A 26,525-nucleotide genomic window follows, 5' to 3' on the forward strand; every position below is an offset into this window, starting at 1 on the left:
AACCTAACGATAATTAGAAACCATGAATTCACCTGCCCCCATCACATTGTTCACCCCGAGCTGGCACGCCGAACTGGAACTGGGCTACGCCCGTTTCGGTGACAGCACGCGTCCGGTACAGCGCCGACACCTGGGTCCGCTGCGGGTGCAGAAGCATTTGTATGCCGAAGGTCCGGAAGTCTGCCAGCACATCATCGTCCACCCCCCGGGCGGGATTGCCGGGGGTGATCGCCTGGACATCTCGGCCACTGTCGGTCGCGATGCCTGGGCGCAGATCACCAGCCCCGGCGCGGCCAAGTGGTACCGCGCTGCCGGCCCCGCCTATCAGCAACTGAACTTGAAAGTGGCGGACGGCGCGACACTGGAATGGTTGCCCCAGGAGACGATCATTTTCAGTGCGGCACAGGCTGAACTCAGCACCTGCATCGACCTCGAAGGCGATGCCCGGCTGTTCTACTGGGACGTGGTGGCCCTGGGTCGTCCGGCCAGCGGCGAGCGCTTCGATCTCGGGCATTTTCAATCGCACCTGGATATCCGCCGTGACGGCCAGTTGCTCTGGCACGAACGGCAGCGCATTGCCGGGAATGACGGTTTGCTCGATTCGCCCATTGGCCTGGACGGGCAACCGGTGTTTGCCACGCTGTTGGTGACTGGCGAGATTGATAGCGAGCTGCTGGAGAAGTGCCGCTCGTTGCCCAATGACGTGCGCGGGGATTTGACGCAGTTGCCGGGGCTGTTGGTGGCCCGGTGCCTGGCCAGCGAAGCGCTGTTGGCGCGCGGTTGGTTGATTGAATTATGGCGATTGCTCAGGCCGGCGTTGCTTGGCCGCGAAGCGGTCCCACCCAGAATATGGAGCACCTGAAATGCAATCCAAATGTGGGAGCGAGCCTGCTCGCGAAAGCGGTATGTCAGACGACACAGATGTTCAATCTGAAACCGCCTTCGCGAGCAGGCTCGCGCCCACAGGGATTTGTGTTTACAGGTCCGAAAACCTTTTTAATCTGCCCTGATGGATTCCAACGATGGACCTGACCCCACGCGAAAAAGACAAGCTGCTGATCTTCACCGCCGGCCTCGTGGCCGAGCGGCGTCTGGCCCGCGGCTTGAAACTCAATTACCCGGAAGCCATGGCCTATATCTCGGCGGCGCTGCTCGAAGGCGCCCGTGATGGCCAGACCGTCGCACAACTGATGCACTTCGGCACCACCCTGCTCAGCCGTGAACAAGTGATGGAAGGCATCCCGGAAATGATCCCGGAGATCCAGGTCGAAGCGACGTTCCCCGACGGCACCAAACTGGTCACCGTCCACCAACCCATCGCCTGAGGCCGCCCCATGACTTACACCATTCGCGATGCGGTACACGCCGACCTGCCGGCGATACGCGACATCTACAACGACGCCGTGCTCAACACCACGGCAATCTGGAACGAACAGGCCGTCGACCTCGGCAACCGCCAGGCCTGGTTCAGCGCCCGGCAATCCCAGGGCTATCCGATCCTGGTGATCACCGGCGCCGACAACAACGTGCTGGGCTACGCTTCCTTCGGCGACTGGCGGCCGTTCGATGGTTTCCGCCACACCGTCGAGCACTCGGTCTACGTGCGCAGCGATCAGCGCGGCAATGGCCTGGGCCCGAAACTGATGGATGCCTTGATCGAGCGTGCCAGGGACTGTGGCAAGCACGTGATGGTCGCCGCCATCGAAAGCGGCAATGCCGCCTCGATTCGCTTGCATGAACGCATCGGCTTCGTGATCACCGGGCAAATGCCCCAGGTGGGCACCAAGTTCGGTCGCTGGCTGGACCTGACCTTTATGCAATTGACCCTGAATCCTGGCGCACAACCCCCGAGCGCCAGCAAGGAGTGATGCCGATGAACCCCGCCCAACTGCGACGCGTCAATGTTGAAAGTTTTGCGCACTACCGTCAGGGCCTGATTGATCTGCTGCTCGATGCCGTGGGTTATGGCGCCAGTGTCGGCTTCATGGCCAATCTTGATGCAACCCAGGCCCGTGCGTATTTCGATGAGGTTCAGGAGAACCTGAACAAGGGCCATGTGTTGCTGTGGGTGGTGGTCAAGGACGAACAGGTGCAGGCCAGCGTACAACTCGGCCTGTGCCAGAAAGCCAATGGCCTGAACCGTGCCGAAGTGCAGAAACTGCTGGTGCGCGAGCATGCGCGGCGACGGGGTCTGGGCCAGCAGTTGATGTCCGCGCTGGAACAGGCCGCCCTGCAACACAGGCGCGGCATGCTCTACCTCGACACCGAGGCCGGCTCCCCGGCCGAAGATTTCTACAAGGCGTTGGGTTACACCCGCGCCGGTGAAATCCCCGATTACGCCTGCGACCCGAGCGGCCGCTACAAGCCGACCGCCCTCTATTACAAGATTCTCCAAGGAGCCCATTGATGATTCCCGGTGAATACCAGATCCAGCCCGGCGACATCGAACTCAACGCCGGCCGCCGCACGATCAGTCTGACGGTGGCCAACAGCGGCGACCGGCCGATCCAGGTCGGCTCGCACTACCACTTTTTCGAAACCAACGACGCCCTGACCTTCGACCGTGGAGCCAGCCGCGGTATGCGCCTGAACATCCCCGCCGGCACCGCCGTGCGCTTCGAACCGGGGCAGAGTCGCGAGGTGGAACTGGTGGATCTGGCCGGGCATCGTCGGGTGTTCGGGTTTGCCGGCAGGATCATGGGTGACCTGTAGGTTTCAGGGTGCATTCACCGGCGCCTTCGCGAGCAGGCTCGCTCCCACAGGGGAATGCGATCAACGGTGGGAGCGAGCCTGCTCGCGAAAGTGAGCGCAGCGAACGATTTCAAATTCAATTGAATACCAAGGCGAACGAATGAAGATTTCCCGTCAGGCCTACGCCGACATGTACGGCCCCACCGTTGGCGACAAGGTTCGCCTGGCCGATACCGAGTTGTGGATCGAAGTCGAGAAGGACTTCACCACCTACGGCGAAGAAGTGAAATTCGGCGGCGGCAAAGTGATCCGCGATGGCCAGGGCCAGAGCCAGCTACTCGCCGCCGACGTCGTCGACACCCTGATCACCAACGCGTTGATCATCGATCACTGGGGCATCGTCAAGGCCGACGTCGGCCTCAAGGACGGGCGAATCGCTGCCATCGGCAAGGCCGGTAACCCGGACGTTCAGCCCCACGTCAACATCGCCGTCGGCGCCAGCACCGAAGTCATCGCCGGTGAAGGCATGATCCTCACCGCTGGCGGCATCGACACCCATATCCACTTCATCTGCCCGCAGCAGATCGAAGAAGCGCTGATGAGCGGCGTCACCACCATGATCGGCGGTGGCACAGGCCCCGCGACCGGCACCAATGCGACCACCTGCACCTCTGGTCCGTGGCACCTGGCGCGCATGCTCCAGGCCGCCGATGCGTTCCCGATGAACATCGGCCTGACCGGCAAGGGCAACGCCAGCCTGCCGGAGCCATTGATCGAGCAGGTCAAGGCCGGTGCCATCGGCCTCAAGTTGCACGAAGACTGGGGCACCACCCCGGCGAGCATCGACAACTGCCTGAGCGTGGCCGATCAGTACGACGTACAGGTGGCGATCCACACTGACACCCTCAACGAGTCGGGCTTCGTGGAAACCACCCTCGCCGCGTTCAAGGGTCGCACCATCCACACCTACCACACCGAAGGTGCCGGTGGCGGCCATGCTCCGGACATCATCAAGGCCTGCGGCTTCGCCAACGTGCTGCCGAGTTCCACCAACCCGACCCGGCCCTTCACCCGCAACACCATCGACGAACACCTCGACATGCTGATGGTCTGCCACCACCTGGACCCGAGCATTGCCGAAGACGTGGCCTTCGCCGAAAGCCGCATTCGCCGCGAAACCATCGCCGCCGAAGACATCCTGCACGACCTCGGCGCGTTCTCGATGATCAGTTCCGACAGCCAGGCCATGGGGCGGGTCGGCGAAGTCATCACCCGCACCTGGCAGACCGCCGACAAGATGAAAAAGCAGCGCGGACCACTGCCCGGTGATGGCACAGGCAACGATAACTTCCGCGCCAAACGCTACATTGCCAAATACACCATCAACCCGGCGATCACCCATGGCATCAGCCATGAAGTGGGTTCGGTGGAGGTGGGTAAGTGGGCGGATCTGGTGCTGTGGCGACCGGCGTTTTTCGGGGTCAAGCCGACGCTGATTCTCAAGGGCGGCGCCATTGCCGCCAGCCTGATGGGCGACGCCAATGCCTCGATTCCAACGCCGCAACCCGTGCACTACCGCCCGATGTTCGCCAGTTACGGCGGCTCGCTGCACGCCACCAGCCTGACCTTTATCAGCCAGGCGGCGCAGGAGGCAGGCTTGCCGGAAGCATTGGGTTTGAAGAAGAAAATTGCCGTGGTCAAGGGTTGTCGCGAGGTGCAGAAAACCGACTTGATCCACAACGACTATTTGCCGAGCATCGATGTCGATCCACAGACCTATCAGGTCAAGGCCGATGGCGTACTGCTTTGGTGTGAACCGGCAGAAACGCTGCCGATGGCGCAGCGGTACTTTTTGTTCTAAAAAAAACCCGAATGTTGCGCTCAACAGCATTCGGGTTCGTTTCATTCACTCCTGTCACGCACGGGTATCGCTACTTTCCCGATCAGGCACTCAGTCAGACGCTTCAACGGTGAAGGGTATTTCCGCCCTTTGCAGCTTCGCCCGATCCATCGCTTGTTGCGTCAACTGCTTTAGATAGGCGTCCTGCTCATCTTTTATCGCACCGTATTGCACTTCAAATTCGTCCGCCGTCAGGACTTTGCCCGGAGCAAACTCGCTTTCCGGTTTTCCCAGTTCAAAGGCCAGCGTTCGGATCCGGGCTGTCAGTCGATCCATGTCTTCCGGTGACAGGTTCGAACCGGCGGCCCGCTCGTCCAGTGCCATCTGGAACTCATAGAGCGCGTTCATTCGCCGTTCAAAGCGCGCGAAGCCCGATCGGTTGTTCTCTTCCACATAGGATTTCCAGAAGGGCTGTTCGGCGATCGAATCACGCAGCAGATCGCCTTCTTCCAGCTCCAGGACCCGGAGACGGGCGTTTTCAATCATCGGCAAGGTGACACCGGCAATGCCGCTGAATTGCATGGTGCGCGCCTGCCAGGGCAAGTTCAGGCCACCTTCCGACTCGGGCTGCGCCAGTGCGGTGGTGAACGCCAGATGGACCTCGACCACATCAATGGTCCCGGTCACGTCACCGTCGGCCCCCACCCGGCGAAACGCCTCCCCTTTCTTGATGCGTTGTGCGATGTGCTGCTCGGCAATCCTCTCGATTTCGTTCAGCCGCGATGCCCCCTTGGCCAACTCGACCAGCTCGGCTTCGACCAAGGCGGGGTTGGCCAACGCATAGGCTTCGTGGACAAGCACTTTCATGCCCATGAGGTTGAACAATTGCGTTGCCCCGTCCACACATTGTGTTCGCGCCACCGCTTCGGCAAAAATCGTCGCGCGCAATTCGCTGTCCTTTTCCATGGCCTCGAGCATGCGCCAGAGCTTGGCCGTCAGCTCTTGTCGATACAGACCGCCGGCCTTGAAGTCGGCTGACTGGGTCAGCCCCCTGATCTCGTCGAAAAAGTGCTCGGAGTTGAACTCATCCTCGACCGCATCCCAAATGGCCTGCTTGGTCTGCCATTGACCAGACATACCCTGCGCCCATTGAACGCTGTCAAGGGTTCCCCTGGGCGGATAAGGGCGCTCGGGGTCGAGTCCGACCGATTCGGTATAGCGCCTGAGGGTGTTCAGGTTTTCCGGGGAGATCCATTCGGTCTCTCGACTCAACAGGGTACGGGCCAGCAACTCGGCACGGAATGAACCGGGAGCAACTTCAGGTATTTGACTGATCGGATTGCGTCGCAGGTCCAGGTAGAAATTGCGCGGACGAGGCTTGGCGAACAACCCGGTGGGCCAGCTGTCGACGCCGGTATTTTCCAGTAACAGCAGGCGCAGGTCCGGCATCCGGCCGATGTCGGGCACCCACCTCAATGGGTTGTCTCTCAAACCCAGGGATCTGAGACGGGTAAGCCCCCTCAATTGGGCCACCGCTTGCGGAGTCAGCTCGATGCTGTTGCCGCTCAGAAGCAGGTCCTCGAGAAAGGGCATTTCGCCAATGGCAGGCGGCAAACGATTCAGTCGATTGCCGGTAGCATCCAGATAGCGCAGGTGTCGGAACGACTCCAGAAAGTGCCCCTGACCGGCCAGCATGCCGGTCTGGCGCATGCTCAGATAGGTGACGTGATCGAAATTGGCCGTCAGTTTCGGCATGCTCGCCAAGTGCAAGCTCATTGAATGCCCATCCAGATCGAGCGCCTGGGGACGAACAATACCGGGCACCTCGATTCCCGCCGGTCCGGTCCGTTGCCAACACTGTTTGATCTGCGCAGCGATGTCCTGCCTGGATCTGATTTCCCGCATCGCCGCACGGTTGCCCGGTATGGCTGCAGGCGACCTTATCCAGCGATTGAGCGACTGTTCCAGCTGGTCGAATTCATCCTCCAATGCCTTCAGGCGCTCAGATGCCGAGTTCCCGAACCCATTGATCAACTCACCCATTTCCGCTTCGGTGAAGCCCGGGTACAACCAACCAAGGCGTTGACGGATCGTCTCTTCACCCACTTTGCGCGAATATTCTGGCCCGCCGCCTCGAAGGCGCATGACTTGCGGATCGTAGGCCGGTTTACGGATCGGATGCTGTCCCAGCACGGAGGCAAAACGCTCATGGCTTAGCGGCGTGCGCTGAAGCGCTTGCTTGAGCCTGGCCCCCTCATATATCTGGAACCCAAGCGCCTTGCGTTCGCTATCGGGCAATGCATGCAACACAGAGGCATAGAAGTCATCGGCACCGTGCAGCTGCTGCCCCTGCTCGTCCCTGGTGTGATACAGGCCTTGTTCATCGACAAACAGCACTTTGCGAATCGAGGCATCTTCAGGCCCGACACTGGCCTGTAATTCGCCGATGTACGAGAAGGCACGCACCTCGATGCGTACCCCACCCGACCAACCGGGCATGGCCGCGAGCGAAGCCAGTTCAAGCCGACGGGTGTCCGTGTCTTCCAGTGCTTCCAGATACAGGCCCTCGTAGGCGCGGCTCAAGCGTAGCTGGCTCTCTGCGGCTCGCACCTTTTCGCGAAGGCCCAGGGGGATTTTGTGTTTTTGTGTCAGGTGCAGCCGTTCCTCCGGGGTGGCATCGCGCAGTATCGCTTCAGCGATGGTCGCGGGTAACGTCGGGTGGTTGTCCCGCAGCAACCGCACATCGGCACTGTCAGGGATCTTCCTTTGTTTGTAGAGGACGTCGAAGATACGTTTACGTTGTTTGCCCGCCTGCTCGGCCAGACGTTTTTGCAACTCGTTGATGCGCACTTGTTTGTCGCTGGAAATGCCCTGGCCGAGCAATTCATGGATTTCCTTTTCGCTGAAGTTCTCGATCACGCGAATCGGCAAACGACCTGCCCGTAACTCGAAGCGGGACAGTCTGATCTGGCGATCAGCCACGCCCCCGACGTTGCCGAAATCGACAAATGTTCCGTCCAGCCCTGGCCCGTCGAACAACGCGATTGACCGGGTGTCAGGCCAACGCGGGAGTTCGGTCATGAACGCGGGAACCAAGTCCTCCAACGCTTCGGGAATCCTGTCCGCGAGGATTTGCTTGTCGAGCTCACCGGCCTGCGCATACAGCTTGAAGCGTTCGAGGGTCTCGGTCAGCATCGCAGAGAGTGCTTCGTGCTCGACGTGCATCCTGCGCAAAGCGTTTTCCCTGACGCCACTGACGATGAGGATCTGTTCAAGGGACTCATCGGACAGCGTGTCGGTGGCGGTGCCCAATCGCCTCAGCATATGGGTTTTGTCCCACGCTAGGGGACGATCGATTTCAGTCTTCCAGCTGCCGGCCTCGTTATGACTTACCAGAGGTTGATACGCGCCTGACCGCCGAGGGTGCTTGAGGGTGTGCAGCCCGCTTTCGGGATCCTGTGCCACCACGTAATGCTTGCCCCCGAGTCGCAGCACATCCTCGCCCCCATGCGGGTAAAGGCCCAGCGCGTTGGGCTGCGAGGCTTGCGGCAAGACCACCGGATGCTCGTAGGGCGCCAGGTCCGGGTTCCACAGAAGTTCCTTGCCATTGATCTCGATGGGTTTGAGATTTTCGACGAAGGGCGAAAGTGCGACAGGCGCCCTGGGCAGGGCATGCCCCGCGCCCATCAACGCAAACTGTGCAAAGTTGATCAGGAAACCGTTGATGTAGGCCGATGCCTCTTCTTTATCGCCCTTGCTCCAGTCTTCAATACCTTCGGCCAGTTCCGCCAACATCTGCGCAACCATGACGCCCAGCACCACCTCATTCAATCCGGGCACCAGCATCGCCGCGAAGGTGAACAAGTTCCAACCGATGTCCAGATAGCTGGTCAATCGCTTCCAGCGACTGGTTGCATCTTCATCGCCGGTCGGCACGGCAATGCAGCGCGCATCGGCAATGACCTTGTCCCGCCGCTGTTGAAACAGGGCGACCCACAAGTCACCGAGGATCAGATTGGTAATGGGCTCCGCGTTGGGGTTCTCGACGGCGGTCTCGCGCCACCACGGTCCCATGTCGAGCGGTTGTCGCTGCTGCCACTTGATGGTCTTGATGCGTTCGTTGAGCCTGGCGAAAAAATGGCCTTTGTCTTTCTGCGCCACGAACCGGCTGAAAAAGGCCTGGTAATCCGGCTCGCGCAGCTGGCCGATCAAGGTCTTCATGAACTCGGTCAGGGAGTCATATTCTTTCAGCGGATGGTCGGGGTCATCCGGGACATAGGCGATCAATCGGCCAGTAAGGCGACTCTGTTTATAGAGGTCATCATTGCGCAACATTTCGTCCTTGATACCCGTGGGACCATTGGCGAAGAAGGCCTGGATCAGCTTGAAGTTCTCATAGGCGTTGCCGGTTAAAAACGGAATTCGCCGAGACCAGTCTGCCCAGAATCTCAAGCTTTCCGGCGTCAAGGCATCCACTGCCTTTTTCACTTCCGAAGCTTCGCTGACGGCACTGAACAGCACGACGGACGTCAGGCGAAAGCCCATCAGTGACAAACGATGGCACCCCAGGGGCAAGCCATTGAACCTGATACCTGTTTGCTCATCAGCGACTGCGTTAAGACAGTTCAAGGCCTCAACGCTGATATCGCCTTTCAGGCGAGCTATAAAAGCCGATGATTTGAAGGCTGCTTTTTCGCTGGCAATCGAGCGCTCTTGCAACAAGTGCTGTGCGGTGGGGTCGGTGGGTGCCAGCTTCGCTTTGATATGGGTTTGATACTGCCCACCGATGTCCAGCCTGCGACACAGGCTGGCGAAACCTTCCGGCGTCATGGCTCTAATCGGTTGTGGATTTCCCTGCACACCGTCGCGAAAGACACCCGACCCGCTTCGGAACGCACCAGGTCGGGTTTCCGCCTCTTCAAAATTATGCAACGCCGCGGCGAGCAATGAACTTCGACGTATGCGACTGACACCGGTATCAATGCCAAAGATGAGGTTGTCCGGAACATACAGGTGCAGTGACAGTGTTTCGGGATCTTCAAAACTGTTGTAGTTCGCCTGCAAGGATGTTTGCAGCAACGGTTTGGCAAAGGCATTGATATCGCTTTGCAGGTCTACCAGCAATTCATCGAGTTCGCCCTGCAAGCGCCAGCGCTCGTCAATCAGCGCTTTCAATCGCTGTCGATGGCTCGCCGGTAATGCGATGTGCCAGTCCGGCATCCTTGCCTTGAGCGACAACATCGATTCCAGCACGGCGGGCGATGCATTTTTTATCGCGGCGGGAATGACTTCAGTCACTCGTTGCTCATGAATACCCTGGTTAACGCTGACCGGAGCGGGGATGGTCGCCGGATTGCTTCCTTGCGAATCAGACATGGTTCAAACCTTCGAATGAATAGTGAAGCCAATAGACTATTCATGCCCCGGCAAATAAAAAGTTCGAATTGTTGGCCGTTCAAACGCCATGAACAGGCACAACATTCGAAAAGCAAAGGGATTGATATACATCCGTACCACCCCTGGAGCGGCTCATTGTGCGTCCGCCCTGCGGCAGGTTTACTCCCGGCCCAAAGGGGCTACTATTTCGACACACCTCGCCTCCACCTGCTCCAGGACTGCGCCCATGCGATTACCCGACTTCATCAGGCAACACGCGGACCGTATCGTCGATGAGTGGGAGCAATTCGCCAAAACCATCACCCCCGCCGCCGAATTCCTGGATCGAGTGGCCCTTCGCGACCACGCCAAGGCCATTTTGCTGGCGGCCGCACGGGACATGGCCAAGCCCCAGAGCGAAGGCGAGCAGATGGCCAAAGCCAGGGGTGAAGGTCCGGAGAAAACGCCAAGCCTCGATGAAGCCGGTGCCAACCACGGCGAGTTGCGGCATACCGTGGGATTCGACCTGGTGCAGATGACCAGCGAATTCCGTCACCTTCGCGCCTGTGTGATTCGCCTGTGGGTCGACAGCCTGGAGTCACCGGATAGGGCGTACTTCCAGGACATGATCCGTTTCAACGAAGCCATCGACGAAGCCCTCGCCGAATCCACCGCCGCCTATGCCGAACAGGTCAACCGTTCGCGGGATATCTTCCTGGCGATTCTCGGCCATGACCTGCGCGCGCCCTTGCAAGCGGTGAGCATGTCCACCGAATTACTGATGCGCAAAACACGGCTGGAAGGCGATGCACTGACCTGCGCCAACAACATCAAGCGCGGCACGCGGCACATGGCGACGATGGTCAATGATTTGCTGGAACTGGTGCGCAGCCGCCTGGGCAAAAGCCTGCCGATAGACCCGGCCCCCATGGACCTGGCTGTCGTGGCGCACGAGGCGATTGCTCAGGCCTGCGCCGGAAACCCCGAGTGCGATCCAACGCTGAAGGTAGTGGGGGATATGCAAGGCGTCTGGGATGCCGCGCGGCTGAGTCAGTTGCTGCAAAACCTTATCGGCAACGCCTTGCAGCATGGTTCGACCGAAGGCGATGTCACGGTGACGCTCACCGGCGAACCCGACACTGTTTACCTCGCGGTGCACAACTACGGCGCACCGATTGCCGAGGAGTCCATCGGCACCATCTTCGATCCGCTGGTGCGCAGCGCCGATGAAGAACTGGGCCAACCGTCCACCAGCCTGGGTTTGGGGTTGTTCATCGTCAAGGAAGTGGTGGATGCGCACGGCGGGACGGTTGAGGTCAGTTCGAACGAAACAGACGGAACGTTGTTTACCGTAGTGTTGCCGAGAAAGGCATGACACCTCGCGAGCAGGCTCGCTCCCACATTTGATGGGTGTCGTTCACAAATCCCCTGTGGGAGCGAGCCTGCTCGCGAAGGGGCCATGCGGGCCGATGTAAAAATTCATGACCGGTAACAGGGCAACTTTTCACTATCAGTTCTGCTAGTTCCCAGCCATTCCTGGTCGAGTCAGACTGAGAGCATCGCTCCAAGTCCCCTATCAAGGAAGGCTTCGCCATGCCCAACCTGCCCTCTGCTAATCAGACACGCACGATCCTGCTGGCACCCGACGACAAAAACTCGATACACGCCGAACTCGCGGGGGGGCAGCGTAATTCCATCGCTTATGCCCCTTATGGCCAGCAGGCCGCGCAGCAGGAAAGAGCCTCGCATTTTGGGTTCAACGGTGAATTGTGCGAGAGGATTTTCGGCTGGTATTTACTGGGCAACGGCTACCGTGCCTACAACCCGATATTGATGCGTTTTCATTGCCCGGACAGTTGGAGTCCGTTCGGGAAGGGTGGGTTTAATGCGTATGGGTATTGCGGGGGGGATCCGAGGACCTTTACGGATCCAACGGGGCACTTTAGAAATCCATTGAACTTACTACGACGTGCTTCTCCTCCACCTTCCCCACCACCTCCAAGGATACCCGCTAGAGCTAATGTTTACGTAGCGCCCCCGACTAGACCGCCCTCTGTTGCCCGAGAGCTATCCGCTGGCGATGCACTGCGTCCTCCCCCCTCTTATTCACAATCACAAATGCCACCTCCTTATACGCTAGAGGAACTGCCTTCATATTCCGAGGTTACGGCTCTAACTGCGCAAACACGAATTGAGCCAGCTCTGCCTAATCGACCTGCACCTTCCGTGTCACAGTTACCGCATACGCGTTCTACTTCACAGACAGCCACTGGCTTTATGGTGGAGCCACGGAATCCTGGTTCCTCCAGAGTAAACAGAACTCGACCTGCAGAAATCACAATCCTTCGAGTCGACTCAATAGATCCAAACGTACCGCCTCTGCCTCCACCACGAAGGGTATCTGAGCACGTGGTACGCCACTACAGTTTGAGCCGGAACCCCGATGGCACCTGGTCGCATAGCAGTAGAGAAATGGTCAATTTATTAGACCTCATCAGGCGGGGGCAGTGAGTACAGGCAATCGAATCACCAGCCGTGCTCGTAACAGGTATGGTGGAGCAATCCAAAGAGTTCTTACTCCACCACCAACCGCCCCAACCGCTGCTTCAACATCCGGTTCTCCGCCCGCAGCTGCTGGACCTCTTCAAGCAGGTCCAGCGCCAGGGCGACGCCTTCCCAGTCCAGCTCCAGGTCATGGCGCAGCTTGGCGGCGCGTTTGGCCAGGGCCAATTCGTAATCGGTAAAACGCCAGTCCTTGGGCACGGCACCCTGAGGTTCGAGGATGCCGTGCTCGACGATTTCGATCACGTAGACGTCCGACAAATCGGTCGCCTCACAGAATTCTGCCAGGTCCAGTTGAACGATCAGGGGGTTGCTCATGACGGGCTACTCCATGTCTGGGATCAGAAGTTTTCTCTGGGGTCGAACGCGGCTTTCTTCGCCAGTTCCTGCCACAAGGCCTTGATGTCATCGTCGGATTTTTTCGGCATGACGGCCTTCAGTTGCACGAACAGGTAACCGCGCTCACCCGACTTGTTCAACAAGCCGTGGCCCTTGGCGCGCATGCGCTGGCCGTTCTGGCTGCCGGCCGGGACCTTGAGGTTGATCTTGCCGGTCAGGGTCGGTACCGCGACTTCGGTGCCCAGCGCCAGCTCCCAAGGTGCCAGCGGCAGCGTGATGATCAGGTTTTCGCCTTCGACGTCGAATTTCGGGTGCGGCGCAAAACGGATCGTCAGGTACAGATCGCCGTTGGCACCGCCGCCCACGCCCGGAGCACCCTGGCCCTTGAGGCGGATGCGTTCGCCGTCGCTGACGCCAGCGGGAATTTTCACGTTCAGGCTTTTAGGGGTGTTGCTGACGTGCTGGCCCGCCGCGTTGTACTGCGGCACCTGGAAGGTGACCTTCTTCGATTCGTTGGACAGGGTTTCCTCAAGGAAAACACCCAGTTCCATTTCCACGTCCTGCCCTCGACGTCCGGTGCTGCGACGCGACTGGCCACCGCCACCAAAGCCGGGGCCACGGTTACCGAAGATCGAACTGAAGAAGTCCGAGAAATCGCCGGTGTCCTGACCACCGCCACCGAAACCACCACGGCTCTGCCAGCCCGGTGGTCCCTGGAACGGTTGGCCATGCTGGCCATAGCGGCGCAGGTCATCGTATTCGGCGCGTTTGTCGGCGCTTTTCAACGCTTCATAGGCTTCAGAGGCATCCTTGAACTTGGCCTCGGCGTCCTTTTCCTTGCTGACGTCAGGGTGGTATTTGCGCGCCAGCTTGCGATAGGCGGCCTTGATCGCCTTGTCGTCTGCTGTCGGCTCCACACCGAGAATCTTGTAATAGTCTTTGAAGTCCATCGCGGGAATCACCATCCGTTATCGAGTTCGCGCCACCTGCCACAGCATGCGCCTGTTTGCAGCGCAGAGGTTGACCGATCTCAAGGTTGTGACCGGGCAGCGCATCAGAAGTTTATCGGCAGCGTGCGGGGCGACTTGTGCTCGCCCCGGGGCTCTCCGGTTGATGCAGGGTAGTTTGGGGGTGATGGCGCGTCTTTCAAGCGGTGAACGGCAAGATTTAGCGGATAACCGGCCTTCGATTCTGTGCCGCACTGGCATACACTGCGCGGCCGTTTTTTAACCGGAACTCGAAAGACATGAAAAACGCATCTCCAGCCCGTGCCGTGGGTATCGACTTTGGCACGTCCAACTCCACCGTCGGTTGGCTGCGCCCCGGCATGGAAACGCTGATTGCGCTGGAGGATGACAAGATCACCCTGCCCTCGGTGGTCTTCTTCAACCTCGAAGAACGCCGCCCGGTGTACGGTCGACTGGCGCTGCACGAGTACCTGGAAGGGTACGAAGGCCGCCTGATGCGCTCGCTCAAGAGCCTGCTGGGTTCCAAGCTGATCAAGCACGACACCAGCGTCCTTGGCACGGCGATGCCGTTCAAGGACCTGCTCGGGCTGTTCATCGGCCAGCTCAAGAGCCGCGCCGAAGCCGCCGCCGGTCGGGAATTCGAGGAAGTGGTGCTGGGTCGTCCGGTGTTTTTCGTGGACGACGACCCGGTCGCCGACAAAGAAGCCGAGGACACCCTGGTGGATGTCGCGCGCAAGATCGGCTTCAAGGAAGTCTCGTTCCAGTTCGAACCGATTGCCGCCGCGTTCGACTACGAGTCGACCATCGAGAAAGAAGAGCTTGTCCTGATTGTGGACATCGGCGGGGGTACATCGGACTTCTCGCTGGTACGCCTGTCCCCTGAGCGTCGGGGTGTGGATAACCGTCACGAAGACATCCTGGCCACCGGCGGCGTGCACATCGGCGGGACCGACTTCGACAAGCAGTTGAGCCTGCAAGGCCTGATGCCGCTGTTCGGCTACGGCAGCCGGATGAAGAGCGGCGCCTACATGCCCACCAGCCATCACATGAACCTGGCGACCTGGCACACCATCAACTCGGTGTACTCACAGAAGTCTCAACTGGCGCTGGGCAGCATGCGCTACGACATCGAGGACACCGGCGGCATCGATCGCCTGTTCAAACTGATCGAACAGCGCGCCGGGCATTGGCTGGCGATGCTGACGGAAGAAACCAAGATCGAACTGACCCACGTCGATAGCCGTATCGTACCGCTGGATCGCATCGAAGCCGGTTTGAGCGTGGAACTGAGCCGGGCGCTGTTCGAATCGGCCATCGACAATTTGCTGGAGCGTGTGCGCAACAGCGTCAGCCAGTTGTTAAGCGATGCCGGCGTGCAGGTGGGTGAGGTGGACACCGTCTTCTTCACCGGTGGTTCCAGCGGGATCCCGGCCCTGCGCAACAGTGTTTCGGCGATGCTGCCGAATGCGCGGCATGTGGAAGGTAATATCTTTGGCAGCATCGGTAGTGGCCTGGCCATTGAAGCGGCCAAGCGCTACGGCACGATGGACTGATCCGAAACCGAGTGTCCTTTTCGCGAGCAGGCTCGCTCCCACATTTTACCTGCGAATACAGGACAATTGTGGGAGCGAGCCTGCTCGCGAAGAGGCCCTGTCAGGCGCTACAGCTGCTGGATCAAACCATCCCCACCTGCTTCAACTCACTCTTCAGATACGCGTAATAAATCGGCCCCGCCACCACCCCCGGCAGGCCGAACGCGGCCTCGAACACCAGCATCGCCAACAGCAACTCCCAAGACTTGGCACTGATCTGCCCGCCGACGATGCGCGCGTTGAGGAAGTATTCGAGCTTGTGGATAACGATCAGGTAGCCCAGCGCGGCCACGGCCACCCAAATCGATAGTGACAGGCCGACGATGGTGATCAGGGTGTTCGACATCAGGTTGCCGATCACCGGCAACAGGCCGAGCAGGAAGGTCAGCACAATCAGGGTCTTGGTCAGCGGCAGCTTGATGCCGAACATCGGCAGCACGACAGCCAGGAAGATCCCGGTGAAGAAGGTATTGAGCAGAGAAATCTTGATCTGCGCGAAGACGATGTTTCGAAAGGCCTGGACCAGCAGGTGCAGACGATCGAACAGTGCAGCCGCCAAAGGCTTGCGCTTGGTCAGGTCCGGTATGCGCTGCAAGGCGATGATCGCGCCGAGCACCATGCCGATCAGCAACGTCACGAACATGTGCGCCGCGTCCTTGCCCACCAGTTGCAAGTCGCTGAGGTGTTTGCTTATCCACTCGCCAATCGCCACGCGAAACTCCGCAGCGCTGGCCGGCAGATAGGCATCGATAAACGGCGGCAGTTGACCTCGAGCGCGGTCGACCACCCCCATGAACTTGTCGAGGGACGCCCCGGGATTTTCCGCTTCGTGCAGCAGAAAACTGATGGCGCCGGCAAAGATCAGCGTCAGCACGCTGACAATCAACGTCCCTAACAATGCCACCGCGAGCCAGCGCGCACGCCGACCTTCGATCAGCCGTTGCAACTGCGGGGTGAGCATGTTGACCAGTTCGAACACCAGCAACCCGGCCAGCAGACTGGGCAACAACCGCAGCGGGATGACCAGGAGCAGCCCACCGAAAATGATGACCCAGCTGATGACCAGCAAAACTTGACGTTGAGAAAACGTTGGCATACAGCCTCAAAACGAACGGCGTAAAAAGGATTGGCAGTCTGCCAGCGTTCCGGTGCCAGCACTAGGGATTGTGTGGGGCGACCTTGGTCGGGGTTCAGGCCATTTTTTACACTGCCCTTGCCGGCCCCTTCGCGAGCAGGCTCGCTCCCACATTTGTCCTACGAACACAGGTCCACTGTGGGAGCGGGCTTGCCCGCGATGAGGCCAGCACGTTCACCACAGATTCCGGTCTTTATTTTTTCTTCAGACACTCACTCATGAACGCCTTGCGCGCATCCCCCTTGAGGGCTTTGGTCGCGGCGTCGGCATTGCAGGTTTTCATTTTTTCCTGCTGCGGGGTCAAGGCTTTGCCGGCATCGTTGGCGGCCGGTGCCGCCTTGAGGCAAGTGCTCATGAAGGCTTTGCGCTCTTCGCCCTTGAGGCTTTTGGCGGTAGCGTCGGCGTTGCAGGTGGTCATCTTGTTCTGTTGTTCAGTGGCGGCGAACCCTTGGGAGCAGAGCAGCAAACCGATCATCAACAAAGGGACACGCAACATCTTCATGGAGTTTTCTCCTTGTTGCCGAACCGAGGGGAACGGCCTTGTTTTGCAGTGTAGACAACGCCTGTTACACCTTCCTGCTCTCCAGATGGCTACGCCGATACTGCTCCGGCGTGCACCCGGCCTGGCGCTGGAACATCGCGATAAACGCAGAGCCGGTGCTGTACCCCAGGTCGAAGGCGACGTCCTGAACACTGCGATGGCTGTCCAGCGCTTCGATGGCCGTGAGAAACCGCAGGCGCTGGCGCCACTCGCCGAAGCTCATGCCCAGTTCGCGGACAAACTGCCGTGCCAGGGTGCGCTCACTCACATGGATGCGCGACGCCCAATCCGCCAACGGCCGGTTATCCCCGGGGTCGTTTTGCAGGGCCTCAAGAATGCCTAGCAGTCCGGCGCTGCTGGCGTAAGGCAGATAGCGCTGATGCACGGGTGCCTGTTGCAACTGATCCACCAATACCTGGGCCAGACGCTGATCCGCGTCCCGCTCGGGAATTTTCACGTCACGGGCGGCGAAATCCTTGAGGATGGCCTTGAGGATGTCGCTGATGGCCAGGGTGCAGGCTTGAGATGGCAAGTCGCGGCATATGATCGGCGCGAGGCAGACTGCGCGATAGTTGATCGGTTGGTTGCTGTAGAAACTGTGCTCGGTTTCCGGCGGTACCCACACGGCGTATTGCGGTGGTGACATGAAGCGGCTGCCGCCAATCTCCATGTGCAGCACGCCGTGGGCTGAGTACTCCAGCGTGCCCCACGGGTGCCGGTGCGCCGAGGCAAAGCGATGCGCGTCAAAATCGGCGTAGCGGAAGTACACCGGGGCCGGCAGTTCGCTGAAATCCAGCAGGTCGATGTGTTGACTGGTCATGCTGTCCGGAATCAAGGGTGGGTTGTCTGGATCGAAGTATAGGCTTTGATCCGGACAGAGGATAATTGCCCCTCATTAACGTTCTGGTTTTCCCCGATGCAATACGCTTATCCCTTGCTGGCCATTTTTATTTGGGCCGGCAACACCGTAATCACAAAAATGTCGGCCGGGGCGATCTTCCCCGCCGAGATCGGTTTCTATCGCTGGCTGCTCGCCGGACTGCTGTTTACCCCCTTTATGCTCAAACCGGTGATCGCCCATTGGCCGGCAATTCGTCCGAACCTGGGCAGGATTTTCATCCTCGGCGTGCTCGGTATGGCGGTCTATCAAAGCCTGGCGTACTTCGCCGCAGCCCTGACCTCGGCCACCAACATGGGCATCATCCTGTCGCTGATGCCATTGAAGTCCCTGGCCATGGCGATCATCAGCCTCGGCCAACGCCTGACCGCCGGTGCGCTGGCTGGCGCGGTGCTGTCGTTTGCCGGGGTCTTGGTCGTAGTGTCGTCCGGCAGCCTCGCCGTGCTGCTGGAGCACGGGGTGAACCTGGGCGACGCGATGATGCTGGTCGCCACGCTGGCCTACGCGGTCTACAGCACGCTACTGAAGAAATGGCAGCTGAAATTGCCGCCGCTGGTGTTGCTGTATTTGCAGGTGCTGGTGGCGGTGGTGGTGCTGTTTCCCTTGTTCCTTGCTTCCCCGAAAATCGGCCCGACCCTGCACAACATTCCGCTGGTGCTGTACGCCTGCCTGTTGGCCTCGATGGTGGCGCCATTGGCATGGATGCAGGCCGTGGTGCGTTTGGGACCGAGCCGGACCACGCTGTTTTTCAATTTACTGCCGGTGATGACGGCGCTGATTGCGGCGGTGGTGCTGCATGAGCAATTGGCGATGTATCACCTGGTGGGCGGGATGTTGACCTTGGGTGGGGTGCTTGTTTCAGAGCGGTGGACGACGGTGTTGGGGCGTAAGGTCAGCGTCGCCTGACCTTACGCCTTCGCGAGCGGGCTCGCTCCCACAGGGGAATGCACTTCAAATGTGGGAGCGAGCCTGCTCGCGAAGAACGATGACTCGGTTTAGAGCCCTGCCGCCGTCAATCGCGCCGCATGCTCGACAAACAATCGAATCGGCTCCGCCCCCTTCCCCACCAATCCCAGCGACTGATTGACGATGTCAAAGTGGTCCAGCGGATACTCATCGCCAATCACCGTCCCCAAATGCGAGCTGTAGCGTCCGACCATCCCGTCGCAATGCCCGGCCTCGCGTACAAAGGTTTTGGCGAACAGCCGGCAAGTACGGTTGGTGCCATCAAGCAGGTTGCGCCCGCGGTCAGTCTTGCCCCGCTGCAAAGTGCCGGACCAGGAGTAATACCGCACGCTATTCACCTCTTCCGGCCCCTGCCCGCCCCAGGTCTCAGGCAGCCCCTGTGGATAACGTTGATTGAACAGCGCCACGCCTTCCGTGGTGAGTGAATGGTGGGACGCGTGGATGTCCACCGGCAGTTTCGGTCCGCGATACCCGGTTTCCAGCAAGCTCATCAACGCGCCTGTCAGACGCACCAGGAAGCTCAGCAGTCGGCCCCGAACGCTGTCATGGGGATAATGTGTATGCAGGTAATCCGCCAACTCCGAGCCATGATTCGGCCCCGCCACCGACGTCACCGACGCCACCCGATCCGGTCGTTTGGCCGCAGCGTAGCGGGCCGTCAGCGAACCCTGGCTGTGACCGATCAGGTTGACTTTCTCGGCCCCGGTTTCGCGCAGAATCTCCTCGATTTGCGCCAGCAGCTGCTCACCGCGCACTTCGTTGGAATTGAGCGGTGACACTTGCACCGCAAACACCACCGCACCGCCCTTGCGCAGTGCCGAAATGATCCCGTACCAGTAGGGATAGAGCAGCAGCCGGACAAACCCGAGCATTCCCGGGACCAGCACCAGCGGATAACGCGTGGCCGAACCTTGCGACATGAGCGGACATCCTTGTGATCGAGGGGTGAAGCAAGGCGAAATGCAAGACATCCGCCAAGCATCTTCAGCGAACATGACAACTCGACGACCAGTCTATGACATCCATTCACGTGCGCGCCTATTTCAGCCCGGCCACCCCCGCCACGATCAGCCCCACCGACACTAACTTGACCGCGCTCAGGCTTTCGCCCAGCAGCGCGAACCCGAGAAATACCGTGCCCAGCGACCCGATGGCGGTCCAGATCGGGTAGGCGATGCTCACCGGCAACTCGCGCATGGCGAGCGTCAGGAAGTACACCCCGCCCATCGCGGCCACCACAGTGATCAGCGAGGGCCAGGGCCGGGTGAAGCCCTCGGCGTACTTCATGCCCATGGCGAAGGTGACTTCGAACCCGGCGGCGATCAGCAAAAACAGCCAGGCCATCTAGAACTCCCTGGCCAGCGCGAGCAAGCGCTGTTCGGCCTCGGCGGCTGAGACGGCGAAGGTGCGCGCCTCGGATTCTTCACCCTCGGCGGCGACCACCGTGACATCGGTAATACCGATAAAGCCCAACGCCGTTCGCAGCAAGGGATCGGCATGGTTCATGGCTTCCAATTCGCCTCCCGGCCCAAAACCAAATCCGCCGCGACTGGTGACAATCAGCGCTTTTTTGCCCTGCACCAGCGGCTCGTATTGGGCCACACCGTTATCCAGCGTGTGATTGAACGTCAGCCCGAGTCGCACGATCTGATCGATCCAGGCCTTCAAACCGCTGGGTACGCTGAAGTTGTGCATCGGCGTGGAGATCACCAGCAAATCGTGGCCCAGCAACTCGCCGACCAGTTCATCGCTGAACGCGAGATCGGCTTGCATCGACAATGGCCGGGCATCGGGTTCAGGGTAGAAAGCGGCCGCCACGAAGGCTTCGTTGACTGGTGGGATCAGCGCCCGTCCGACCTCACGGCGGGTCAGGCGCGTGTTTGGATGACGTGCCTGAAAGGCCGAAAGAAACACTTCGGCCAAACGCCGGGAGTGCGAACGTTCACCGCGTGGACTGGCATGAACTGCAAGAATTGTACTCATCTGAATCTCCTTGGGACTAAACTCAAACTGCTTGTGGCTTTGAGCTTGAAGCTCGCAGCTGCCCCTATTCAACTGAGCAAAAATCAGTCCGGATGAATTCATTTCATTCATGGAGTCTTCAATGTTTGCCTCGTTGCCCCTGACCGCACTGCGCGCCTTCGAATCCGCCTCGCGCCTGCTGAGCTTCAAGGCGGCCGCCGAAGAGCTGTCGGTCACCCCAACTGCGGTCTCCCATCAGATCCGCTCGCTGGAAACCTGGCTTGGCGTGCCGTTGTTTGAGCGTCTGCCACGCCAGGTGCGCCTGACCGACTGTGGCGAACGCCTGTTCCACAGCCTGCACGGCGCGTTTCTGGAAGTGGCGCAAAGCGTCGACACCCTGCGCCCGCAACGCAGCGGCACCAGCCTGACAATCTCCACCACCGCTGCCTTCGCCGCCCTGTGGCTGGTGCCGCGCCTGGGTCGCTTCTATGCCCGACATCCGAACATCAATCTGCGTCTGGATACCCATTGCGAGGTCATCGATCTGCATCAGGACGCCAGTGTCGATTTGGTGGTGCGCTACAGTCTCGACGAGTATCCGAACCTGTACGGCCTGTGCCTGTTCGACGAAACCTTCGGTGTCTATGGCTCACCGGAACAAGTGGCGTTGGCCGCCAATCGCACCCCGACGCTGATCAGCGTGCGTTGGCACAACTCCAAACTCTATGCCCACGGCTGGGAAGCCTGGTGTGCACAGTCCGGCGAGAACTGGCTGACCGGCCAGCCAGCCGTGCGCGAATACGATGAAGAACATTACGCCCTGCAGGCGGCGATTGCCGGGCAAGGCCTGGTGCTGGCAAGCAATATTCTGGTGTCCGAGAGCGTCGCCAGTGGTTTGCTGCAGCCTTATCGGGGCGATGTGCAGGTGGATGGCGCGGGTTACAGCGCATTGTGCGCGCCTGGACGGGAGCGACATCCACCGGTTCGGGCGTTTTTCACCTGGCTGACTGAAGAAGTTTCCTCAAAGATTAACAAGAATCCAGTTCACACAACTAAGAAACGGGATTGATTGCCAAACCAAAAACTTGAACAAAACCTAAACCAGCATACAGTTACAAACACGACCTAGATAAAAAGAACCACTCCTTTATATTAAAAAAACAGACATGACGTCTGCAAAATCAAATAAAGGACTTAGACATGCACATTGAAGAACGATTGGAATTTCTGGATAGCCTGCCTCCCCTAAAGACTCCAACCACAAGAGCCTTTTCCGCCGAGTTGCCGACCGCCAAAAATACGCAAGTGCCAATTGACCCTGACAAGGAAAGTGGCACAGTCGGTCCAGATATGATGAACATTTACTTACCCGGCGTATCCGTACAAAACCGCGAAGACGTAGATAATTGCAAACTGCTGATGCAAAACTATGCATCACAGAAATACGATAAAGTTAAGGAACTGCATCAGTGGTACAAAGAATACACTGATGGCTTATTCAAACTTGGATGGACAATTAACCAGATCCACTCCCAAAACAAAATAATCCAAAAAACCGGACTGACCATGGACGCAGTCGCCTTTGACATACTTCAAAGTCTGGTAGGTACAAACGCCCCCCGATTGGCGGCGCTAACCGGAAAAGCAGTCGAAGGCGTGAAGAGTGAAGACGGCCTGATCAAGATCTACGATCGTAATGCCTCAAAAGGCTATGAGGCGACATTTGATATCTCGCCGGCCTGGCAAACTCGGGAAGGCAGTCCGATGATGATTCTTAGCTGCACAAGTGTAGATATCAGGGAAAGTTCTCGCGGTATTCTTTGGTGGAAGTCGACAACAAGATCAACCACGGTAAAATCGGAGGCGACCCCGGTTTATCTTAATACAAAGGTTTATGGCTTGGTTCGCAACAAAGTCCTCCAATTACTAGGCAATGCCGCTGACGACTTCCTCGACAGCATCCCTGGTTACCAGTAATTACTTACCGTCAACAACCCACCGAGATCTATAGAAACCTATGATCTCGGTTCAAGTCAGAATTCACAATTGATTGAGCCCCCATGAAACCATTAATATCAGACCTCTACATTCTCAACGGTAACATCACGCTTTTCCTGGGAACACATTCAGCGCAGTTCAAGGAGGACATCTTGCATTCCAGCCTGCTAGGGCAATTGCTAGCAGACGAAATGCCTGACGCTTGGCTCTCGACATACACAAACGCAATGGGTAGGACTTATTGGGCCCTGAACAACATCAAGATAAGTCTCCATAAAAAAAAGCCGGCAAGCCTGTTAGATATTTCCTCCACCGCACTAACTGACATCTTACAAAGAGAGCAACTGCAGCAACTTAGCACATCGCTATCAGCTATCGCCCAGCTTCCCGATGACTCTCACGCACGCAAGGCATTGACAAACAGGCTCCAGAGCCAAAATACCCCCATCGATGATGACGATGGCACGTTCACCATGAACACTCTGCTGACTATAGTCTGTGAAAATAAAAAGATTTTATCACTGCAGGTATTACTCAAGACAACTCGCGCCCTAGACATCACCTTTCTTGAGCATGTTATTTCAGAACAGCTTATTGTAGGCGAGGTTAAAACCAATTTGTGGACAGCTAGCTTACTTGAAGACAAATACGTCAAAATCAGAGAAAGGGTTCTCAGCAAACTCGGCAGTACATGTCAAACCCACCTGTTTCACATCAATACTTAGAATTTGACGCACTCTGCTTTGCGAATGTCCCTGCGGCGCGATTCATTGCCTTAATTTCAATGTGAGGCAGCCGCAGGCCTTCAGTTCTTCACCGTCTTCGGCGCTTTGCCCGCCTTCATCTGCTCCAGCAACGGCGCACACTGATTCGGCTCACCGCCGCTGGGAGCCACCAACGCCAGCAATCCCGCCGCTGGCGCGGCAATCACACCCAATGCAACCATCCCGGCCCCACGCAACATCAACGGCACAGCTTTCACCCCGGCATCGGGCTTGATGAACTTGCCCCGCACGTACAGCGGCGAACGCAGCGAAATCAAACGCCAGCCTTTGGATTCCGGAGTAATGGTCAGGTCCAGTTGCTCGGTTGCCATGTTTGCCGTGCCATCGACATAGATGATCGCGTTTTCGGTATCGAAGACGAACAATCGCGTGGTCGCCAGACCACTCTTGATGCCGAAATCGGCAGCCGCGCAGTTGATCTTCACTTCCTTGTCGCCAAAGATCTTGCCCACCACGTAATTGCCGACGTTCAACCCGGCCAGCTCCATCAATTCGCGACTGATCGCCCCGTCGTTGATCAGCATTTTCAGGTTGCCGTTGGCGCTGCCCAGCAATCTGGCCACCGAGTTGCCGCGCCCCGTGATGTCGGCATCGCCATTGAGTTCACCGAAACTGGTTTTCATCGGCTCGAAGGTCGGGAACAACTGTTTAAGCTTGAAGCCCCGCGCGGTCAGTTTTGCGTTGCCTTCCAAAGGTTCTGTGCGACCGTTCAGGCGAATCTGCGCATCCAGCTTGCCGCCCGCCACGCCAAAGCGCAGCGGTTCGAGGCTGAGCACGCCATCGGTGAGCACCAGGTGCGTGTAAAGATCGTTGAACGGCAATCTTTCGCTGTGAACGATGCGTTTGCCGGTGAACTCGACATCGGCGTCCATCGCGCGCCAGCGTTCGGTCTTGAACTCTTCGACCGGCAGCACCTTGTCCGCCGGCTGCTTGCTCTCGCCGCCACGGGCCTTTTGCTTGGCATTGGAGTCAGCGCCGATCAACGGGGCCAGGTCGACAAACAGCAATTGATTGGAAAGCAATGACCCGCTGAGTTTCGGCCGCGGCTGGCTGGCGACGTAGCTCAAGTTGCCATGGATGTCGCTGGCGCCGATCTTGCCGTTGAATGATTCATAGTGAAACACCGCGCCTCCCGGCTCATGCAGCTTGGCGATCAGGTGACCGTCGGTGGCATAGGGCGGCGTGTCCGGCAGGGTTACGCCGGTCAGCGGGTAGAGATTGCCCAGGCTGTTGCCGGCCAGTTTCAGGCGCAGGTCCAGGGCGCCGAGGTTCATCGGATCCGTCAGGGTGCCGGCCAGTTCGACGCTGGTGTCGGCGATCTGCGCTTGAGCCTGCAGCGGAAATGGCCGGGCTGCATCCTGCAAGGCCAGTAGTCCACCGATCTTGCCTTGGCCTGCCAGTTTCTGGCCGTGGTACTGGCCTTTGACTTTCAAGCCAAACGCGTAGTCCTGCGGTGCCCCACCCTTCTCTTGCGCAGTTTTCGCGGCTTTATCGCCGACGATCTCGCTGAACGGAATAGGTTTACCCAACGGATCAATCAATACGTCGAGTTGCGTTTTAAGGTGCTGGTCATCCAGGGTGACGTGGCTTTTATCGAAGCCAATCGCGCCGATATCCACCACCCACGGTGAAGGTTCGGCATTCGGATCCTTCGGGTCGAACGTGAAGGTCCAGTTGGCACGACCGTCGGCCAGGCGCTGCAACCCGGCATTGGGCTCGGTGAGGTCGATGCGCGGGATGACCACGCGTTGCGCCAACAAGGCCAAGGGAGAAATGCGCAGCTCGACACGCTTGAGGCTGGCCATCTGTGGCGTCTTTGACCAATCCGGGTTGCCCAGGCTCAAGTCTTCGGCCACCACATGCGGCCACGGCACCCAAGCCCGCCAACCACCCTCATCCAGCTCGCGCCGCCAGACCACCGACAGGTTGCCATTGATAGCAAACGGACGGTGCAGCTCTTCGGAGACCTTGGCATTAAGCGATGGTTTGATCCGGTTCCAATCGAAGAACACGATGATCAGTACCAACACAACCAGCAGGACAACAAGGCTGCTGACAGTCCAGGCGAGAATTTTACGAGTGCGCGTCATTGCACAGGGCTCCTGATACGACTGAGCGCCCGACCGCGACACCCATGAGAAACGCAGGGCCGGAACCGGCCCGCTATTGAATCTACGACTGGAAAACGGCTCGCAGGTTTAATCGAAAAGCCGATTTTGGCGCACTCGAACGGTCGAGCGCTGACCTTTTCGCTCATCTACCGTTACCGCCCCGCACTTTTGTGCGACACAAGTGAGTCGAAAATACCCACCTCAGTGCAGCGCAAAGGCCCGGTTTACAAGGCCTGCAGAGAACAATCAATTCCGTTGATTATTAACATTGCGTTTATGAACTTTTATATCGACTTATCGAGAGTAGCATTGCACTCGTACCCAATTTATTGCCCTCCTACGGAGCACCCGAACATGAAACGCCAATTACTGCTCAGCCTTACTCTCTCTATGTTGGCCAGCACTGCTTTCGCACTGCCGGCCGCTGACCAGGCTACTCCGCAAGTAAAAGACAGCCATTCGGTGTTCAGCCAAACCGTGGCCGAAGGTGGTAATGACCGCCTGAAAGAAAAAGGCCTGATCACTGAAGATGGCTACGATCAGACCAAACAAGGTCAAACTGTTGCTGCTGACGGTTCGGATCGCACCCCAGGTCAAACCGTTGCCGCTGACGGCTCCGATCGCACCCCGGGTCAAACCGTTGCCGCTGACGGTTCGGATCGCACCCCAGGTCAAACCGTTGCCGCTGACGGCTCCGATCGCACTCCAGGTCAAACCGTTGCCGCTGACGGCTCCGATCGCACTCCAGGTCAAACCGTTGC

24 protein-coding genes are annotated in these 26,525 nt (G+C 58.7%); 14 read left to right on the top strand and 10 right to left on the bottom strand.

The features are described 5' to 3' along the window. The first annotated feature begins 22 nt into the window (after nucleotides 1-22). The 6 genes from HNQ83_RS03410 to ureC all read left to right on the top strand — a co-directional run bounded on the left by HNQ83_RS03410 (nucleotide 23) and on the right by ureC (nucleotide 4,552). Nucleotides 23-862, top strand: coding sequence for an urease accessory protein UreD (locus HNQ83_RS03410; protein ID WP_175387671.1), 840 nt, complete (start codon nucleotides 23-25; stop codon nucleotides 860-862). Nucleotides 863-1,022: 160 nt separating this feature from the next. Beyond that, a complete protein-coding gene (locus tag HNQ83_RS03415; protein ID WP_175387672.1) occupies nucleotides 1,023-1,325 on the top strand; it encodes an urease subunit gamma in 303 nt (100 codons plus the stop codon). Nucleotides 1,326-1,334: 9 nt separating this feature from the next. Then, nucleotides 1,335-1,868, top strand: coding sequence for a GNAT family N-acetyltransferase (locus HNQ83_RS03420; protein WP_175387673.1), 534 nt, complete (start codon nucleotides 1,335-1,337; stop codon nucleotides 1,866-1,868). 5 nt (nucleotides 1,869-1,873) lie between these two features. Continuing rightward, nucleotides 1,874-2,407 (top strand): GNAT family N-acetyltransferase, encoded by a 534-nt coding sequence (locus HNQ83_RS03425; protein WP_175387674.1) that lies wholly within the window; start codon nucleotides 1,874-1,876, stop codon nucleotides 2,405-2,407. Continuing rightward, entirely contained in the window at nucleotides 2,407-2,712 is a 306-nt protein-coding gene (locus HNQ83_RS03430; RefSeq protein ID WP_175387675.1) for an urease subunit beta, read from the top strand. Before HNQ83_RS03425 ends, HNQ83_RS03430 begins: the two co-directional genes overlap by 1 nt. Nucleotides 2,713-2,851: 139 nt before the next feature. After that, complete coding sequence (gene ureC / locus HNQ83_RS03435) at nucleotides 2,852-4,552, top strand: urease subunit alpha (protein ID WP_175387676.1); 1,701 nt, start codon at nucleotides 2,852-2,854, stop codon at nucleotides 4,550-4,552. A gap of 90 nt (nucleotides 4,553-4,642) precedes the next feature. Here ureC and HNQ83_RS03440 read toward each other — a convergent pair whose 3' ends face one another. Continuing rightward, nucleotides 4,643-9,907, bottom strand: coding sequence for a dermonecrotic toxin domain-containing protein (locus HNQ83_RS03440; RefSeq protein ID WP_175387677.1), 5,265 nt, complete (start codon nucleotides 9,905-9,907; stop codon nucleotides 4,643-4,645). Nucleotides 9,908-10,154: 247 nt separating this feature from the next. Here HNQ83_RS03440 and HNQ83_RS03445 point away from each other — a divergent pair, with 247 nt between their 5' ends. Beyond that, a complete protein-coding gene (locus tag HNQ83_RS03445) occupies nucleotides 10,155-11,282 on the top strand; it encodes a sensor histidine kinase KdpD (RefSeq protein WP_175387678.1) in 1,128 nt (375 codons plus the stop codon). A gap of 218 nt (nucleotides 11,283-11,500) precedes the next feature. Next, nucleotides 11,501-12,418, top strand: a complete 918-nt coding sequence (locus tag HNQ83_RS31525; RefSeq protein ID WP_175387679.1) for an RHS repeat-associated core domain-containing protein — start codon at nucleotides 11,501-11,503, stop codon at nucleotides 12,416-12,418. Between the two features lie 63 nt (nucleotides 12,419-12,481). Here the strand turns inward: HNQ83_RS31525 and HNQ83_RS03455 are convergent, their stop codons facing one another. Beyond that, the gene (locus HNQ83_RS03455) at nucleotides 12,482-12,787 is read right to left on the bottom strand and encodes a chaperone modulator CbpM (RefSeq protein ID WP_175387680.1); all 306 of its coding nucleotides are present in this window, start codon (nucleotides 12,785-12,787) and stop codon (nucleotides 12,482-12,484) included. Between the two features lie 23 nt (nucleotides 12,788-12,810). Further along, complete coding sequence (locus HNQ83_RS03460) at nucleotides 12,811-13,758, bottom strand: DnaJ C-terminal domain-containing protein (protein WP_175387681.1); 948 nt, start codon at nucleotides 13,756-13,758, stop codon at nucleotides 12,811-12,813. 296 nt (nucleotides 13,759-14,054) lie between these two features. Between HNQ83_RS03460 and HNQ83_RS03465 the strand changes: the two genes are divergently transcribed. Then, nucleotides 14,055-15,329 carry an Hsp70 family protein gene (locus tag HNQ83_RS03465; RefSeq protein ID WP_175387682.1) on the top strand — a complete coding sequence of 425 codons (1,275 nt, stop codon included), beginning with the start codon at nucleotides 14,055-14,057 and terminating at the stop codon, nucleotides 15,327-15,329. A 121-nt stretch (nucleotides 15,330-15,450) separates the two neighbouring features. On the opposite strand, the gene HNQ83_RS03470 is transcribed toward HNQ83_RS03465, so the two are convergent. From HNQ83_RS03470 to HNQ83_RS03480, 3 genes are all read right to left on the bottom strand, one after another. Then, nucleotides 15,451-16,464, bottom strand: a complete 1,014-nt coding sequence (locus HNQ83_RS03470) for an AI-2E family transporter (protein ID WP_175387683.1) — start codon at nucleotides 16,462-16,464, stop codon at nucleotides 15,451-15,453. 232 nt (nucleotides 16,465-16,696) lie between these two features. Beyond that, the gene (locus HNQ83_RS03475) at nucleotides 16,697-17,005 is read right to left on the bottom strand and encodes a PsiF family protein (protein ID WP_175387684.1); all 309 of its coding nucleotides are present in this window, start codon (nucleotides 17,003-17,005) and stop codon (nucleotides 16,697-16,699) included. A 64-nt stretch (nucleotides 17,006-17,069) separates the two neighbouring features. After that, nucleotides 17,070-17,864 (bottom strand): helix-turn-helix transcriptional regulator, encoded by a 795-nt coding sequence (locus HNQ83_RS03480; protein WP_175387685.1) that lies wholly within the window; start codon nucleotides 17,862-17,864, stop codon nucleotides 17,070-17,072. Between the two features lie 96 nt (nucleotides 17,865-17,960). On the opposite strand from HNQ83_RS03480, the gene HNQ83_RS03485 reads away from it, so the two are divergent. After that, the gene (locus HNQ83_RS03485) at nucleotides 17,961-18,848 is read left to right on the top strand and encodes a DMT family transporter (protein WP_175387686.1); all 888 of its coding nucleotides are present in this window, start codon (nucleotides 17,961-17,963) and stop codon (nucleotides 18,846-18,848) included. Nucleotides 18,849-18,937: 89 nt separating this feature from the next. On the opposite strand, the gene HNQ83_RS03490 is transcribed toward HNQ83_RS03485, so the two are convergent. From HNQ83_RS03490 to HNQ83_RS03500, 3 genes are all read right to left on the bottom strand, one after another. Next, nucleotides 18,938-19,828: a triacylglycerol lipase gene (locus tag HNQ83_RS03490; RefSeq protein WP_175387687.1), complete on the bottom strand. Its 891-nt coding sequence runs from the start codon at nucleotides 19,826-19,828 to the stop codon at nucleotides 18,938-18,940. 118 nt (nucleotides 19,829-19,946) lie between these two features. Beyond that, complete coding sequence (locus HNQ83_RS03495; RefSeq protein WP_175387688.1) at nucleotides 19,947-20,252, bottom strand: multidrug efflux SMR transporter; 306 nt, start codon at nucleotides 20,250-20,252, stop codon at nucleotides 19,947-19,949. Further along, nucleotides 20,253-20,891 (bottom strand): FMN-dependent NADH-azoreductase, encoded by a 639-nt coding sequence (locus tag HNQ83_RS03500; protein WP_175387689.1) that lies wholly within the window; start codon nucleotides 20,889-20,891, stop codon nucleotides 20,253-20,255. It lies immediately after the preceding gene. 109 nt (nucleotides 20,892-21,000) lie between these two features. On the opposite strand from HNQ83_RS03500, the gene HNQ83_RS03505 reads away from it, so the two are divergent. The 3 genes from HNQ83_RS03505 (at nucleotide 21,001) to HNQ83_RS03515 (ending at nucleotide 23,593) form a co-directional block, all read left to right on the top strand. Next, complete coding sequence (locus tag HNQ83_RS03505) at nucleotides 21,001-21,939, top strand: LysR substrate-binding domain-containing protein (RefSeq protein ID WP_256668844.1); 939 nt, start codon at nucleotides 21,001-21,003, stop codon at nucleotides 21,937-21,939. A gap of 131 nt (nucleotides 21,940-22,070) precedes the next feature. Beyond that, a complete protein-coding gene (locus tag HNQ83_RS03510; RefSeq protein ID WP_175387691.1) occupies nucleotides 22,071-22,847 on the top strand; it encodes a hypothetical protein in 777 nt (258 codons plus the stop codon). Between the two features lie 83 nt (nucleotides 22,848-22,930). Next, a complete protein-coding gene (locus tag HNQ83_RS03515) occupies nucleotides 22,931-23,593 on the top strand; it encodes a hypothetical protein (protein ID WP_175387692.1) in 663 nt (220 codons plus the stop codon). Between the two features lie 80 nt (nucleotides 23,594-23,673). Here the strand turns inward: HNQ83_RS03515 and HNQ83_RS03520 are convergent, their stop codons facing one another. Further along, nucleotides 23,674-25,743, bottom strand: a complete 2,070-nt coding sequence (locus tag HNQ83_RS03520) for an AsmA family protein (RefSeq protein WP_175387693.1) — start codon at nucleotides 25,741-25,743, stop codon at nucleotides 23,674-23,676. A 375-nt stretch (nucleotides 25,744-26,118) separates the two neighbouring features. Here HNQ83_RS03520 and HNQ83_RS03525 point away from each other — a divergent pair. After that, on the top strand, nucleotides 26,119-26,525 hold a 407-nt coding region (locus tag HNQ83_RS03525; protein ID WP_256668845.1), incomplete at its 3' end, for a hypothetical protein.

It is taken from the genome of Pseudomonas sp. C2B4, assembly GCF_013359695.1.
Classification (GTDB): domain Bacteria; phylum Pseudomonadota; class Gammaproteobacteria; order Pseudomonadales; family Pseudomonadaceae; genus Aquipseudomonas.

Bases quoted from the DNA above. Each gene is read 5' to 3' on its own strand.
- ureC (WP_175387676.1), top strand. From the start codon at position 2,852: ATGAAGATTTCCCGTCAGGCCTACGCCGACATGTACGGCCCCACCGTT.
- HNQ83_RS03425 (WP_175387674.1), top strand. From the start codon at position 1,874: ATGAACCCCGCCCAACTGCGACGCGTCAATGTTGAAAGTTTTGCGCAC.
- HNQ83_RS03460 (WP_175387681.1), bottom strand. From the start codon at position 13,758: ATGGACTTCAAAGACTATTACAAGATTCTCGGTGTGGAGCCGACAGCA.
- HNQ83_RS03475 (WP_175387684.1), bottom strand. From the start codon at position 17,005: ATGAAGATGTTGCGTGTCCCTTTGTTGATGATCGGTTTGCTGCTCTGC.
- HNQ83_RS03510 (WP_175387691.1), top strand. From the start codon at position 22,071: ATGCACATTGAAGAACGATTGGAATTTCTGGATAGCCTGCCTCCCCTA.
- HNQ83_RS03495 (WP_175387688.1), bottom strand. From the start codon at position 20,252: ATGGCCTGGCTGTTTTTGCTGATCGCCGCCGGGTTCGAAGTCACCTTC.
- HNQ83_RS03420 (WP_175387673.1), top strand. From the start codon at position 1,335: ATGACTTACACCATTCGCGATGCGGTACACGCCGACCTGCCGGCGATA.
- HNQ83_RS03415 (WP_175387672.1), top strand. From the start codon at position 1,023: ATGGACCTGACCCCACGCGAAAAAGACAAGCTGCTGATCTTCACCGCC.
- HNQ83_RS03410 (WP_175387671.1), top strand. From the start codon at position 23: ATGAATTCACCTGCCCCCATCACATTGTTCACCCCGAGCTGGCACGCC.
- HNQ83_RS03500 (WP_175387689.1), bottom strand. From the start codon at position 20,891: ATGAGTACAATTCTTGCAGTTCATGCCAGTCCACGCGGTGAACGTTCG.
- HNQ83_RS03520 (WP_175387693.1), bottom strand. From the start codon at position 25,743: ATGACGCGCACTCGTAAAATTCTCGCCTGGACTGTCAGCAGCCTTGTT.
- HNQ83_RS31525 (WP_175387679.1), top strand. From the start codon at position 11,501: ATGCCCAACCTGCCCTCTGCTAATCAGACACGCACGATCCTGCTGGCA.
- HNQ83_RS03490 (WP_175387687.1), bottom strand. From the start codon at position 19,828: ATGTCGCAAGGTTCGGCCACGCGTTATCCGCTGGTGCTGGTCCCGGGA.
- HNQ83_RS03470 (WP_175387683.1), bottom strand. From the start codon at position 16,464: ATGCCAACGTTTTCTCAACGTCAAGTTTTGCTGGTCATCAGCTGGGTC.
- HNQ83_RS03440 (WP_175387677.1), bottom strand. From the start codon at position 9,907: ATGTCTGATTCGCAAGGAAGCAATCCGGCGACCATCCCCGCTCCGGTC.
- HNQ83_RS03480 (WP_175387685.1), bottom strand. From the start codon at position 17,864: ATGACCAGTCAACACATCGACCTGCTGGATTTCAGCGAACTGCCGGCC.
- HNQ83_RS03465 (WP_175387682.1), top strand. From the start codon at position 14,055: ATGAAAAACGCATCTCCAGCCCGTGCCGTGGGTATCGACTTTGGCACG.
- HNQ83_RS03445 (WP_175387678.1), top strand. From the start codon at position 10,155: ATGCGATTACCCGACTTCATCAGGCAACACGCGGACCGTATCGTCGAT.
- HNQ83_RS03430 (WP_175387675.1), top strand. From the start codon at position 2,407: ATGATTCCCGGTGAATACCAGATCCAGCCCGGCGACATCGAACTCAAC.
- HNQ83_RS03505 (WP_256668844.1), top strand. From the start codon at position 21,001: ATGGAGTCTTCAATGTTTGCCTCGTTGCCCCTGACCGCACTGCGCGCC.
- HNQ83_RS03485 (WP_175387686.1), top strand. From the start codon at position 17,961: ATGCAATACGCTTATCCCTTGCTGGCCATTTTTATTTGGGCCGGCAAC.
- HNQ83_RS03455 (WP_175387680.1), bottom strand. From the start codon at position 12,787: ATGAGCAACCCCCTGATCGTTCAACTGGACCTGGCAGAATTCTGTGAG.
- HNQ83_RS03515 (WP_175387692.1), top strand. From the start codon at position 22,931: ATGAAACCATTAATATCAGACCTCTACATTCTCAACGGTAACATCACG.